The sequence below is a fragment of the Rhodococcus sp. NPDC055112 genome (assembly GCF_053607505.1).
In genome coordinates, this window is sequence record NZ_JBSGTR010000002.1 from 110337 (window position 1) to 123857 (window position 13521).

General features: G+C 70.9%; 14 protein-coding genes. 1 reads left to right on the forward strand and 13 read right to left on the reverse strand.

Annotation, left to right across the window (positions count from 1 at the left end; genetic code table 11):
* Positions 1-31: 31 nt before the first annotated feature.
* From ACWFRB_RS02100 to hisD, 12 genes are all read right to left on the reverse strand, one after another.
* Positions 32-2926: a UPF0182 family protein gene (locus ACWFRB_RS02100; RefSeq protein WP_452638466.1), complete on the reverse strand. Its 2895-nt coding sequence runs from the start codon at positions 2924-2926 to the stop codon at positions 32-34.
* Positions 2927-3120: 194 nt separating this feature from the next.
* Positions 3121-3465, reverse strand: coding sequence for a phosphoribosyl-AMP cyclohydrolase (gene hisI / locus ACWFRB_RS02105; RefSeq protein ID WP_027503038.1), 345 nt, complete (start codon positions 3463-3465; stop codon positions 3121-3123).
* Positions 3462-4235 (reverse strand): imidazole glycerol phosphate synthase subunit HisF, encoded by a 774-nt coding sequence (gene hisF, locus ACWFRB_RS02110; protein ID WP_452638467.1) that lies wholly within the window; start codon positions 4233-4235, stop codon positions 3462-3464. Before hisF ends, hisI begins: the two co-directional genes overlap by 4 nt.
* Positions 4232-5086, reverse strand: a complete 855-nt coding sequence (locus ACWFRB_RS02115) for an inositol monophosphatase family protein (RefSeq protein WP_452638468.1) — start codon at positions 5084-5086, stop codon at positions 4232-4234. Before ACWFRB_RS02115 ends, hisF begins: the two co-directional genes overlap by 4 nt.
* Positions 5087-5094: 8 nt before the next feature.
* Positions 5095-5829 (reverse strand): bifunctional 1-(5-phosphoribosyl)-5-((5-phosphoribosylamino)methylideneamino)imidazole-4-carboxamide isomerase/phosphoribosylanthranilate isomerase PriA, encoded by a 735-nt coding sequence (priA, locus tag ACWFRB_RS02120; RefSeq protein WP_452638469.1) that lies wholly within the window; start codon positions 5827-5829, stop codon positions 5095-5097.
* A gap of 19 nt (positions 5830-5848) precedes the next feature.
* Positions 5849-6127, reverse strand: a complete 279-nt coding sequence (locus tag ACWFRB_RS02125) for a hypothetical protein (RefSeq protein ID WP_452638470.1) — start codon at positions 6125-6127, stop codon at positions 5849-5851.
* Positions 6124-6753: an imidazole glycerol phosphate synthase subunit HisH gene (hisH, locus tag ACWFRB_RS02130; RefSeq protein ID WP_136911680.1), complete on the reverse strand. Its 630-nt coding sequence runs from the start codon at positions 6751-6753 to the stop codon at positions 6124-6126. Before hisH ends, ACWFRB_RS02125 begins: the two co-directional genes overlap by 4 nt.
* Entirely contained in the window at positions 6750-7922 is a 1173-nt protein-coding gene (locus ACWFRB_RS02135; RefSeq protein ID WP_452638472.1) for an MFS transporter, read from the reverse strand. The genes hisH and ACWFRB_RS02135 overlap by 4 nt, the downstream gene beginning before the upstream one ends.
* Positions 7922-8074, reverse strand: a complete 153-nt coding sequence (locus ACWFRB_RS02140; protein ID WP_179800722.1) for a hypothetical protein — start codon at positions 8072-8074, stop codon at positions 7922-7924. Before ACWFRB_RS02140 ends, ACWFRB_RS02135 begins: the two co-directional genes overlap by 1 nt.
* Positions 8075-8689: an imidazoleglycerol-phosphate dehydratase HisB gene (hisB, locus tag ACWFRB_RS02145; protein WP_072751568.1), complete on the reverse strand. Its 615-nt coding sequence runs from the start codon at positions 8687-8689 to the stop codon at positions 8075-8077. It abuts the gene before it with no gap.
* Positions 8686-9837 (reverse strand): histidinol-phosphate transaminase, encoded by a 1152-nt coding sequence (locus tag ACWFRB_RS02150; protein ID WP_452638474.1) that lies wholly within the window; start codon positions 9835-9837, stop codon positions 8686-8688. The genes hisB and ACWFRB_RS02150 overlap by 4 nt, the downstream gene beginning before the upstream one ends.
* A complete protein-coding gene (gene hisD, locus ACWFRB_RS02155) occupies positions 9834-11222 on the reverse strand; it encodes a histidinol dehydrogenase (protein WP_452638476.1) in 1389 nt (462 codons plus the stop codon). Before hisD ends, ACWFRB_RS02150 begins: the two co-directional genes overlap by 4 nt.
* A 157-nt stretch (positions 11223-11379) precedes the next feature.
* Here hisD and ACWFRB_RS02160 point away from each other — a divergent pair, with 157 nt between their 5' ends.
* Positions 11380-12060, forward strand: a complete 681-nt coding sequence (locus ACWFRB_RS02160) for a hypothetical protein (RefSeq protein WP_452638477.1) — start codon at positions 11380-11382, stop codon at positions 12058-12060.
* Here the strand turns inward: ACWFRB_RS02160 and lnt are convergent, their stop codons facing one another.
* Entirely contained in the window at positions 12061-13521 is a 1461-nt protein-coding gene (lnt, locus tag ACWFRB_RS02165; protein ID WP_452638479.1) for an apolipoprotein N-acyltransferase, read from the reverse strand.

The window sequence follows — 13521 nt, forward strand, 5'->3', positions numbered from 1 at the left end:
AGTACCCAGGATCGGTTGTCGGCGAAGGGATCTACCGGGGCTGCTCGGTCGGGTAGCTGTCCACCGCCCGTTGCAGCCGGTCGAGCGCCGCACGGAGCTCCGCGATGGCCCTGTTCAGTTCGTCTGCCGTCGCCGGATTCGCGGCCGCGGGCGGCGGCGGCACCGGCTCCCCAGCCGGCGGCGGCGCGGGCCCCGCGCCCGCTCCCGGCGCCGTTGCCGCGCCGCCGGTACCCGCCCCGAACACCTGGTCCAGCGCCTCGGCCAGGGTGGGCGCGTATCCCACCCGGACCCCGCCCGTTGCCCCCGGCTCCCGGTAGCTGACCAGCAGGCGCGCGAGCTGTGGGAAGGTCGACGTGTTCTGCTCCGACGCGATCCGCTCGGTGAACAGCGGCTCCACGTAGAGCACCCCGCCGTCGGCGATCGGCAGTGTCAGCAGGTTGCCGTACTGGATCCGGTTCGACCGCTCCAGCAGGGTCCGCTCCGACGCCACCCTGGTGTCCGAGATCATCGAGTTCTGGATCTGCTGCGGTCCCTGCGTCAGGGTGTCGGTCGGCAGTTCGAGCACGGTCAGCTTGCCGTAGTCCTCGGGATCGGAATGCGCCGAGATGTAGGCGGACAGGAACTCGCGCCGGAAGCCGACCATCGTGCTGGCCAGCCGGAACGACGGCTCCGCCGTCGCCTGGTCCCCCACCAGCACGTAGAACGGCATCTGGTACGGGTTGGACTCGACGGTCGGGTCGCTCGGGACCGACCAGAATGCGTTGGTGGTGAAGAACTCTCGCGGATCATCCACGTGATACTTCGCGAGCATCTCGCGCTGGATCTTGAACAGGTCCTGCGGGTACCGGAAGTGGGCCCGCAGCTCGGCGGGAACGGAACTCTCGGGTTGCACCGTGCCGGGGAACGCGCCCATCCACGCCTCGAGCACCGGGTCGTGTTGGTCGACCTGGTACAGGGTGACCGTGCCGTCGTAGGCGTCGACGGTGGCCTTCACTGAATTGCGGATGTAGGAGACCTCCCCGCCCGGCCGCACGGGCGCGGGCTCGCCGACCACCAGGTCCTCGAGCGAACTGCGCTGTGCGTACGGGTAGTTGTTCACCGTCGTGTACGCGTCGACGATCCACACGATCCGCCCGCCCACCACCGCGGGATAGGGGTCGTGGTCGGTGGTCAGCCAGGGAGCCACCAGGTGCACGCGCTCGGCCGGGGACCGGTTGAAGATGATCCTCGATCCGGATCCGATCGCCTTGGAGAAGATGATGTTGCGCTCGGAGTACTTGACGGCGAACGCCATCCGGTTGAACCAGTTCCCGATCGAGACACCGCCGGTCCCGTCGTAGGTGTAGGTGGAGGTGTCGGTGTCGTACTCGCGTGGCGCGGAGCCATCCGGACCGCCGACGATCGCGTAGTCGGGGTCGGTCCTCGCGATCAGTTCACCGAAGTAGATGCGCGGCTGGTCCACTCGGATGACCTGGTGGCCGGAGCCCTGGCTGGCGATGTCGCTGACCGTGTACACGGGATACCCGCTGTTACTGCTCGAGGTGTCCCCCTCCGCCTCCCGCACGGCGGCGTTCACCCGGTTCGCCGGCGCCGCGACGAATCCGTCGCCGTGGGTGTACACCGTGTGCTGGTTGACCCACTGGGTCTGATTGCCGCTCAGGCTGCTCGGGGTCAGCTCGCGGGCCGCGACGACGTAGTCGCGCAGCGTGCCGTCGATCACGTACCGGTCGAGGTCGAGCGTTGCGGGGAACGCATAGAAGTTCTTGAGCTGTTGCTGCTGGATGAAGGTGTGCGAGAGCAGGTTCGGATCGAGCAGCCGGGCGTTCGCGATCGTCGTCACGTCGGCGGGCACGTCCCTGGGCGACCGGGTGCCGATGCCCGGATACGGCAGGAACTCGACCTTGTCCGCACCCACCCCGTACGCCTGGCGGGTGGCCTCGATGTTGCGCTCGATGTACGGACTCTCACGGTCCGCGGCGTTGGGACGCACCGAGAACTGCTCCACGGCCAGCGGCCAGACCGCGCCGACCAGGATCGAGGACAGCAGCAGGAGGATCGCGGCCAGCGCGGGCACCCGGAGGTCGCGCAGCACGATCGCGGCGAAGAAGGCGGCGGCGCAGATGAGGGCGATCGCGAGCAGGATCAGTCTCGCCGGGAGCACCGCGTTGATGTCGGTGAAGCCACCGCCGGTGAACGTGGGCTCCTTGCGGCCGCTCGAGAGCAGCGCGTACCGGTCGAACCAGTACGCGACCGCCTTGAGCAGGATGAACGTCCCCGCGAGCACCGCGAGTTGGACGCGGGCGTCCCGGCTCATCGCGCCCTCGCTCCAGGAGATGCGCACCCCGCCGAACAGGTAATGCGTCACCAGGCTCGCCAGGAAGGCGAACACGGTCGCCACGAACAGCCAGTTCAGGACCGACCGGTAGAAGGGCAGGTCGAAGACGTAGAAGCCGACGTCGAGACCGAACTGCGGATCCGTGACCCCGAACGCTCCGCCGTGCAGGAACAGCTGAACCGTCTCCCAGCTCGACTGCGCGATCAGCCCGCACAGCAGCCCGAGGACGATGGGGATGCCCAGACCGAACAGGCGCGGCCTGCGCCGCACGAAGTCCCGATAGATCCGGATCGGATCGTCCTCGGCCCGCCCCGGCAGGAACACCGGTCTGGCGCGAAACGCCAGCAGCACCGCGAGGAACACGGCCCCTCCGACGAGCACGGCAACCGCGGCGAACAGCAGCAGCCGCGTCACCAGCATCGTCACCCAGACGGACCGGTAACCGACCTCACCGAACCACAGCCAGCTGGTATACATGCCCACCAGCACGGGGAGCACGATCAGGACCGCGAGCAGGCCCACCGCCGACAGCAGCAGGACCCGACCGCGCCGGGACAGCTGCGGTAGACCTTCGACCGGCCGATTGCCCACTTCCCACGCTCCAGGTCCGAGCGCGTCGCGGCCTACCGGCCTGTTCTCACCAGCGTCACCGCCGACGTGTGTCCGTTTCGCCCCATTCTACTGGCGCGGACCCGGACCGCGGGGGTCGCCGCCGCCACCGCCGAGTGTGCACCTGCCGGCGCAAACCCCCAGGTCGAGCTGCGGAAGGTGCACACTCGGCGGGGTCAGGAGTCGGCGAGCAGAACGTCCGCGTCGAAGCAGGTGTGGGTGCCGGTGTGGCAGGCCGCGCCCTCCTGGTCGACGATCAGCAGCACGCTGTCGCCGTCGCAGTCGAGCCGCACCTCGTGCACGTACTGGGTGTGCCCGGACGTCTCACCCTTGACCCAGTACTGCTGGCGGGACCGCGAATAGTAGGTGCCCTTGCGGGTTTCCAGGGTGCGCGCGAGCGCCTCGTCGTCCATCCACGCGACCATCAGCACCGCGCCGGTGGCCCGCTCCTGGGCGACCGCACTGAACAATCCGGCGTCGTTTCGCTTCAGCCGGGCGGCGATTGCGGGATCGAGACTCATCGGACCACGATACCTTCGGCCCGCATGGCGTCCTTCACCTGAGGGATCTCCAGCTCGCCGAAGTGGAAGACACTGGCCGCGAGCACCGCGTCCGCGCCGGCCTGCACCGCGGGCGCGAAGTGGTCCACCGCGCCCGCGCCGCCGCTGGCGATGACCGGCACGTGCACCGCGGCCCTTGCGGCCCGGATCATCGGCAGGTCGAACCCGGCCTTGGTGCCGTCCGCGTCCATCGAGTTCAGCAGGATCTCCCCCACCCCGAGCTCGGCGCCGCGCAGGGCCCACTCGATCGCGTCGATCCCGGTGCCGCGCCTGCCGCCGTGCGTGGTGACCTCCCAGCCGGACGGTGTCGGCTCCTGCCCCTCGGGCACGGTCCGCGCGTCCACCGACAGCACGATGCACTGCGACCCGAACCGCTCGCTGAGCTCGCGCAGCAGCTCCGGGCGGGCGATCGCGGCGGTGTTGACGCTGACCTTGTCCGCGCCCGCCCGCAGCAGGCGGTCCACGTCCTGCTCGGTGCGCACCCCGCCGCCGACCGTGAGCGGGATGAAGACCTGCTCGGCCGTGCGGGTCACCACGTCGATCATGGTGCCGCGGTCCGAGGTGGACGCGGTGACGTCGAGGAAGGTCAGCTCGTCGGCGCCCTGCGCGTCGTACAGCGCCGCCAACTCCACGGGATCGCCCGCGTCGCGCAGATTCTCGAAGTTCACGCCCTTCACGACGCGGCCCGCGTCCACGTCCAGACACGGGATGACCCGAACCGCCACCGTCATTGCGTCAGCCTTCCTGCCGGTAGCCCCGGGTCCCGGTCCAGGTAGTCACCCGGATCGCCCAGAGCCACAAGAATATTCAACACCTCTTCGTGCACCCCCGGCGCCGCGGCTAGCACCGAGGTCGACCCGATGTGCCATGGCGCACCCGCCAGGTCGGTGACCACACCGCCCGCCGCCCGCACCAGGGCGACACCAGGCGCGTTGTCCCAGGGGTTGTGGCCGAACACCACCGACGCGCCGAGCGCGCCACCGGCGGTGAAGGCCAGGTCGGCGCCGGTGCTGCCGTGCATCCGCAGCCGCCTGCTCACCCGGCTCAGTTCGCCGAGCGCCCGCACCCGGTAGGGCCCGGGGATCGGTCCCCTGCCGTCGACGTTGAACGCGCCGAACCCGACCAGCGAATCGGACAGCGACGCACTCGCCAACGGCGGCAGCGCCTCCCCGTTGCACAGCACCGGTCCGTCGACCACCGCCGCGTAGCGCCTGCCCATCCCGGGCAGCCAGGTCAGGCCGAGCACCGGGACCCCGTCGTCGAGCAGCGCGAGCAACATCCCCGCGGTCGGCAGACCGGACGAGTAGTTCAGCGTGCCGTCGATGGGGTCCAGCACCCACACCGGCCCCTCGGCCAGGTCCGGACCGCCGAATTCCTCGCCGTGGACGCCGATTCCAGTCAGCTCGGTCAGTTCCGCACTGAGCCGTCGTTCCAACTCGAGGTCGAGCTCGGTGGCGAAGTCACGGGAGCCCTTGCTCACCGCGCTCGGCGCGCCGACACCCTCGAGAAAGCGCTCCTGCGCCGCGTCCAGCAGGCCGCTCGCGATGGAGAGCAGCTCGTGCGGATCGCGGGGCAGGCTCATGTCCGGTGCTATCGCGAGACCGCGGCGAGCGCCTCGGGAAGCGTGAACCGCCCGGCGTACAACGCCTTTCCGACGATGGAGCCCTCGACGCCCTGGTCGACGAGGCCGGCGATCGCGACGAGGTCCTCGATGCTGGACACGCCGCCGGAGGCCACGACCGGCGCCTTAGTGGCACCGCAGACCTGGCTGAGCAGCTCCAGGTTGGGTCCGGTGAGGGTGCCGTCCTTGCCGACGTCGGTGACGACGTAGCGCGAGCAGCCGTCCCGGTCGAGACGCTCGAGGGTCTCGAACAGGTCGCCGCCCTCGGTGACCCAGCCGCGCCCACGCAGCTGGTAGCGGCCGTCGACGTTGCGGACGTCGAGGCCGACCGCAATCCGGTCGCCGTACTCGCCGATGGCGCGGGCACACCACTCGGGGTTCTCGATGGCGGCGGTCCCGAGGTTGACGCGCGCGCAGCCGGTGGCCAGCGCGGCCCGCAGCGACTCGTCGTCGCGGATGCCTCCGGACAGTTCGACCTTCACGTCGAGTTCGCCGACCACCCCGGCGATCATGTCGCGGTTCGAGCCGCGACCGAAGGCGGCGTCCAGGTCGACCAGGTGCACCCAGTCGGCACCATCGTTCTGCCACGCGAGGGCGGCATCGCGGGGGGATCCGTAGCTCGTCTCGCTGCCTGCCTCTCCCTGAACGAGGCGAACAGCTTCACCGTTGGCAACATCTACAGCAGGCAAAAGGACCAGGCTCACGTGCGCCTACCCTAGTCCGTCATCGCGGCGAGCCGGTTCCCGGGTCGCCGCCGCGATCGCCCGCGCCCTGTTCCTCGTCGGCGGAGCCGTCGAGCGCGCGCCGGGTCATCCGGGTGGAGACGAGGCCCATCGCGAGGATCGCACCGACGACCCCGGCGAGGACGATGGCCAATCCGAGCACCGGTCCCGGCTTCAGCACCGCCAGCACGACGGTCGCGAGCGCGAGGACGGCGGCGGCGGAGCCGAGCGAGAACAGGGCGAGACGCCCCATCGACAGGCCGCGCCGCTGCCCGGTCACAGGCTACGTACCCAGTTCTCCAGCAGCGCGGCACCGGCGTCGCCGGACTTCTCCGGGTGGAACTGGGTGGCGGAAAGCGGTCCGTTCTCCACCGCGGCGAGGAAGGGCCCGCCGTGGTCGGCCCAGGTCAGCTTCGCGGGCGCGATCAGGTCGGAGTCGGCGAGCTCCCACTTCTGGACCGCGTAGGAGTGCACGAAGTAGAACCGGGTGTCGGCGTCGATGCCGTCGAACAGCACGCTGTCCGCCGGTGCCTGCAGGGTGTTCCAGCCCATGTGCGGGAGCACCTCGGCCTGCAGCATCTCGACGGTGCCCGGCCACTCACCGCAGCCGTCGGCCTCCACGCCGTGCTCGACGCCGCGTTCGAACATGATCTGCATGCCGACGCAGATGCCGAGGACCGGCCTGCCGCCCGCGAGCCGCTGGCCGATGATGCGCTCCCCGCGAACCGCGCGCAGGCCCTCCATGCAGGCCGCGAAGGCGCCGACGCCGGGGACCACCAGTCCGTCCGCGGCCAGGGCGACGGCGGGGTCCGAGGTCACCTCGACGTCCGCACCGACGCGGGCGAGGGCTCGTTGGGCCGAGTGCAGGTTGCCGGAGCCGTAGTCGAGGAGGGCGACGGAGGTCATGCGGCAACTCTATCGGCCCGGGCCCACGCCACCGGAATCACCAGCGCGATGGCCGCCGCCGCGACCGTGAAAACCCAGGTATATCCGGCGAAACCGGCGACGACTCCGAGCGCAAGCGCGCCGATCCCCGTCCCGGCGTCGTAGCTGATGTTCCAGGCGGCGCTCGCCGCACCGAGCCTGGCAGGCCCGGCCTCGGTGAACAGCGAGACCAGCGCCTCGTTCTGGCAGGCGCCGAACCCGAGACCGAACGCCACCGCGCCCGCCATCAGCAACCCGACCTGGCCGTCGCCGATCACCCCGGCCGCGAACAGCCCGGCACCGAGCGTCGCGCAGGCCAGCGCAGGCACCATCGAACGGCCGTGTCCGATCCGATCGGCCAGTGCGCCCGCGCCGTACCGCCCGACCAGGATCGCCCCGCTGACCACCGCGAGCGCCACGCCCGCGAGCGCCGCCCGGTCCTCCACGGCGATCGGGAGCAGGCTGGTGACCCCGCCGTAGGCCGCGGCCACCACGACCATCGCCAGACACGGCACCAGCAGCAGGCGCAGCGGCAGCCGTCCCCTCCTGCCTGCCCCCGCGGGGCGCGGGATCGACGGCAGCGCGGCGATCGAGGCGATGGACAGCAACGGCACCAGCGCCCCGAGCACGAACACCAGCGAGGACTGGCCGCGGCCGAACAGCGCCAGACCCAATGGCAGCGCGACCATCTGGGCGAACGAGATGGCGATGCCCTGGGCACCGGTCGCCCGGCCGAGGATCTTTTTGGGCGCCAACTCCCCGACCAGGGCGCTGCCCGCCACCGTCACCAGCCCGAAGCCGATCCCGCGCACCGCCGAGATGATCAGTGCGGGAACGGCTTCGGTGGACAGCAGGAAGGCGAGCGAGGGCAGACCGAGCAGCAGGCAGCCGACGGCGAGCACCCACCGGTAGCCCCAGCTACGCAGCAGGGTCGGCGTGCAGAGCTGGATGGCGACGGTGGTGGCCATGAAGACCGCGGTGCTCGCGCCCGCGAGCGCGTCGGAGCCGCCCGCCTGCTTGATCGCCAGCGGGACCACAGGCAGCAGCAACGACCATCCCCCGAAGGTGGTCGCGGCCATGAGGAACGCCACCGGCAGCCCTCGGGTACGCCAGAGTCCGCCGGGTGCCGTCGCCCCGGAGACCGCACCCATCAGATCAGCCGCAAGACCCCGCCCGCGGCCGCGATGATCGCCAGTGCGAGCAGCACGCCGGAGGCGAACTTGTTGACGGTCCACATCGAGTACGCGCCGCCGAGCGCGAATCCGGCCGCGATGAACAGGACGTAGATCAGCGCGTCACCCATCTACAGCGCACCCTTGGTCGACGGCACCCCGGAGACCCGCGGGTCCGGCTCGACGGCCTCGCGCAGCGCGCGGGCGACGGCCTTGAACTCGGCCTCGGTGATGTGGTGCTGGTCGCGGCCGTAGAGCACCCGCACGTGCAGCGCGATCCGCGCGTTGGAGGCGATCGACTCGAACACGTGCCGGTTGATCACCGTGGCGTAGGGAACGCCAGGGTAGCCACCGATGACGGCGTGCAGCATGTGCTCGGGCTCGCCGGTGTGCACGCAGTACGGGCGGCCTGAGACGTCAACGGAGGCATGCGCGAGGGTCTCGTCCATCGGGATGAACGCGTCGCCGAAGCGCCGGATGCCCCGCTTGTCCCCGAGGGCCTGACCGAGCGCCTGGCCCAGCACGATCGAGGTGTCCTCGACGGTGTGGTGGGCCTCGATCTCGATGTCGCCCTCGGCCTTGACCGTCAGGTCGAAGCTGGCGTGGCTGCCGAGCGCGGTCAGCATGTGGTCGAAGAACGGCACGCCGGTGGAGATGTCGACGATCCCGGTGCCGTCGAGGTTCAGCTCGACGGCGATGGAAGATTCCTTGGTGGTGCGCTCGACCTTCGCGATCCGCCCGGTCATCGTGTCTCCTCAGTGATCTCCGTTGTGACGAGCTCCGTTGCGACGAGTTTCTTGCTCACCCGCAACAGCTCGTCGTTCTCCGCGGCCAGGCCAATGGTCGCACGCAGATAGCCCTCGATCCCGACATCCCGGATCAGCACGCCCTCGTCGAGGTAACGCCGCCAGGTGGCGGCCGCATTCGAGAACTGTCCGAACAGCAGGAAGTTCGCGTCCGACTCGATCACCCGGAAGCCCATCGCCGCGAGCTCGCCAGACACCCGGTCGCGCTGTGCCGCGAGCTCCGCGACGCTGGCAAGGGTCTCGTCCGCGTGCCGCAGCGCAGCCCTGGCCGCGGCCTGGGTGATCACCGACAGGTGGTACGGAAGGCGCACCAGCAGAAGCGCTTCCACCACGGCGGGAGCCGCCGCCAGGTACCCAAGCCGACCGCCCGCGAAGGCGAAGGCCTTGCTCATCGTGCGGCTCACGACCAGCTTGGTCGGGAACTCGTCGATCAGCGTGATCGCACTCGGGCCCGAGGAGAACTCGCCGTACGCCTCGTCCACGATCACGATGCCCGGCGCCGCGGTCAGGATGCGGCGCAGGTCGGACAGCGGAACGCTGTGCCCGGTGGGATTGTTCGGGCTGGTGACGAAGACGACGTCCGGCTTCTGCTCGGCGACGGCTTTGATCACCGCCTCGGGGTCGAGCGAGAAGTCCGAACGCCGGAACACCGGCAGCCACCGGGTCTCGGTGCCGTCCGAGATGATCGGGTGCATCGAGTACGACGGCACGAAGCCCATCGCGCTGCGACCGGGCCCGCCGAAGGCCTGCAGCAGCTGCTGCAGGATCTCGTTGGAGCCGTTGGCCGCCCACACGTTGTCGACGGTGACCGCGACACCGGTCTGCCGGGTGAGGTACGCGGCAAGGTCGGTCCGCAACGCGACCGCGTCGCGGTCCGGGTAGCGGTGCAGCTCGGCGGCCGCCTCCCGGACCGACTCCGCGACATCGTCGATCAGCGCACGGGTCGGCGGGTGCGGGTTCTCGTTGGTGTTCAGCTGCACGGGCACCGTCAACTGCGGTGCGCCGTAAGGAGACTTGCCGCGCAGGTTCTCCCGGATGGGTAGCTCGTCGATGCTCGCCGCCGCGCCGGGTACCGGACCGCCGCTCACCGAAGGGCCTCGACGGCGGTGCCGTCCGTCAAACCCTCGAAGCGCAGCCGCACTGCCTCGCCGTGCGCGGGCAGGTCCTCGGCGTTCGCGAGGGCGATCACGTGCCCGGAGACGTCCTTGAGGGCGGCCTCCGAGTAGTCGACGACGTGGATGCCACGCAGGAAGGTCTGCACGCTCAACCCCGAGGAGTGCCGCGCGCAGCCGGCGGTCGGCAGCACGTGGTTGGAGCCGGCGCAGTAGTCACCGAGGCTGACCGGCGACCAGGGGCCGACGAAGATCGCGCCCGCGGAGCGGACCCGGGCGGCCACCGCTGACGCGTCCTCGGTCTGGATCTCGAGGTGCTCGGCCGCGTACGCGTTGACCACGCGCAGGCCGTCCTCGACGGACGAGACCAGCACCGTGCCGGACTGGCTGCCCGCCAGCGCCGTCGCGACCCGCTCGCTGTGCTTGGTGAGCTCGAGCTGGGCGGTGAGCGCGTCGTCCACCGCGTCCGCGAGTTCCACGCTGGTGGTGACGAGCACGCTGGCGGCCATCACGTCGTGCTCGGCCTGGCTGATGAGGTCGGCGGCGACGTGCACCGGGTCGGCGGTGTGGTCGGCGAGGATCGCGATCTCGGTCGGTCCTGCCTCGGCGTCGATCCCGACCAGCCCGCGGCACAGCCGCTTGGCCGCGGTGACGTAGATGTTGCCCGGCCCGGTGATCAGGTCGACCGGCGCCAGCTCACCGCCGTCGCCGACGGCGGTGCCGTCCTGTGTCACGTCGGTGCCGCCGTAGGCGAGCAGCGCGACGGCCTGGCCGCCGCCTACCGCCCACACCTCGTCGACGCCGAGCAGCTCGGCCGCCGCGAGGATCGTCGGGTGCGGCAGGCCACCGAAGGCGGCCTGCGGCGGGGACGCCACGACGAGCGACTCGACGCCCGCGGCCTGCGCCGGGACGACATTCATCACGACGGACGACGGGTAGACCGCGTTGCCGCCGGGCACGTAGAGCCCGACCCGGTCCACCGGCACCCAACGCTCGGTCACCGTGCCGCCGGGCACCACCTGCGTGGTGGTGTCGGTGCGCCGCTGGTCGGCGTGCACGAGCCGGGTCCGCTCGATCGCGACCTCGAGGGCGGCGCGCACCGCCGGATCGAGCTCGGCCAGCGCCTTGGTCAGCTCGGCGCGCGGCACCCTGACCCGGTCGGGGCGGACCCCGTCGAACTTCTCGCCGAACTCGAGGGCCGCCTCGGCGCCCCGGTCGCGGACCGCCTCGACCATCGGACGCACCTGATGCAGCACCGCGTCCACATCCACTCCACCTCGGGGCAGCGCGGCCCGGAGTTCGGCCGTGGTGGGTGTTCGACCGCGGAGATCCACGCGGGCGAGCTCGGTGCGGGCAGGCATGAGGGTCCCTTCAGAGGAATGGGTTTGTACTGATTATTCAGGATAGGTCCACGCCATTTACCGCTGGCCGCCGCGACCGCGGGTTTCGTTCGTCGCAGGCGCTGCGCTGACACCGCTGCGCGTACGCTGACAAGGCGGTTCGTGGAGAGGACCGACCATGACTCACGACGCGCGATCGATCGCAGAACAGAACACGGCATTGCCCCCGGAAGACGGCACGGAACGCTTCGCGGGCTACGGGGTGATGGGGGCGCCGTTCGCCAGCGGACACTGCCTGGCACTGCGGCACTTCCCGGCCAGCTCCGTGGGCGCAGGCTACGACTCGGTGTGGCATCGAGACCCCTCGGGCGAGTGGACGATCTACAGCAGCATTCGACCCGAGGTCAGCTGTGCCCGGTACTTCGGCTCCGCGACCGAGGCCACGCGGACCGCGGACATCTCGGTGCGGTGGACCGGTCCTGCCGCCTTCACGGTCACCGTGGACGACAGGCTCGTGTGGGATCTCGAGCTGGGGAAATCGGTGGCGACGACCGCGATGACGGGCCTCGGCCGGCTGATGCCGGCGGCGCTGTGGCGAAGCGATGCCGTCCTCTCGCTGATGGGACGCGTGGCCGGACCCGCACTCGGGGTCGGACATGTGCGGCTGGCCGGCACGGCTTCGAACGGCCAGCGATTCCGGGCGAACCCCCGGATGCTGTGGACCATCGACGAAAGCCGGGCGACCGTCGACGGAGTCGATCTCGGGCCGGCAGGGCCGCTGCCCGAACAGGCACACCTCGGCGACTTCTGGATCCCCCAGCGCGGGATGTTCGTCGTCGGCGAGGCCTACTTCGAGTAGCTAGGGCGACGATCTCCGTCGAGCGAGCGCACCGAGAGCCAGCAGCGCGACGATCAGGGCACACGATGCGGGCACCCAGTTCCCGAGGCGGTCGAACACGGTGTCCTCCACCGAAGTCGGCATGTCGACGACCAGTGCGCCGCTCTCGGCGGCAGGCATCCACGCGAGCCGATTGCCCCTGGCGTCGAAGGCCGCGGAGACGCCGGTGAGCGCGGCCGCGGCCACCGGCCGTCCGGTCTCGGCGGCCCGGAGCGCGCCGAAGCTCGCGAGCTGCGCCGGCGCCCAGCTGCCCTGGAAAGTCGCCGTCGACGACTGGTAGACCAGCAGCGCGGCGCCGTTCCTCGCCTGTGCGCGGGCCAGATCAGGGAAGGTCTGCTCGAACGAGATCAGCGGCCCGATCGCCAGCCCGTCGACGTCCATCACCACCAGTTTCTCGCCCGCCTCACGGTTCTGGCCCGCCACCTCGGTGACGCGGGTGAGCCAACCGAGCTGGCCGCGGAACGGCACGTACTCGCCGAACGGCACCAGCCGGGTCTTCCGGTACTCGGCCTCGATCCCGTCCCGGCCGATCAGGGTCGAGGTCTTCGCGATGGCTCCGCTGCCTGCGACCCGCGCGTCGACGTTCACCAGCAGCTCGGCCCCGACGGAGCCCGACAGCGCGGTGAGCCGGTCCAGGACGTCGGGCCGGGCGGTGAGGTCCTCGCCGACGCTGCTCTCGCCCCACACCACGAGATGCACCGGGTGGCCGAGCCCGCGGGTCAGCTCCTCCTGGCGGATCAGCAGGTCGTCGTGCCCGATTCCCGGTTGCACCAGCGCCACCGGCACGTCGGGGCCGGCGGGCAGCTCGGGTCGCGTCGCGGACCAGAGCGGACCGGCGGCGACCGCCACGAGGGAGGCCGCCGCGCCGACATACCGCGCCGTTCCGCGGCCGACGAGAAGGATCACGAGCCCGACGTTGGCCGCGACCACGGCGAAGCCGACCAGCCAGACCCCGCCGACCGACGCGAGCGCCAGCACGCTCGGCCTGCGCCACTGCGTCGACCCGAACAGCGACCAGGGCCCGCCGAGCCAGTGCCAGGACCGCACGGTCTCGATCAGCACCCAGCCGGCGGGCACCCCGACCACGGCGGACACCTCCAGCGCCGGTGTCTCGGCGCCGCGCAGCAGGGCCCGCGCCAGGATCCCCCACCCGGTCCACAGCAGCGCGAGCAGACCGATCGCGAACGGGAAGAAGTAGACAAGGTTCGGCGCCAGCCAGTACTGCGTCCCTGCCAGGAAACCGACACCCGCGAGCCATCCGCGCAGCGCCGCCTCGCGGGGGGTGTCCGCCGCGCGCAGCAGGAGCAGGACCGGCACCAGCGCCACCCAGGCCAGCAGGTCGAGGCCCGGCGCGGGGAAGGCGACCAGCGGCAGTGCCCCGGCGATCAGGACGGCGCCGCGGGCCGGCCAGCGCGAGCGCAC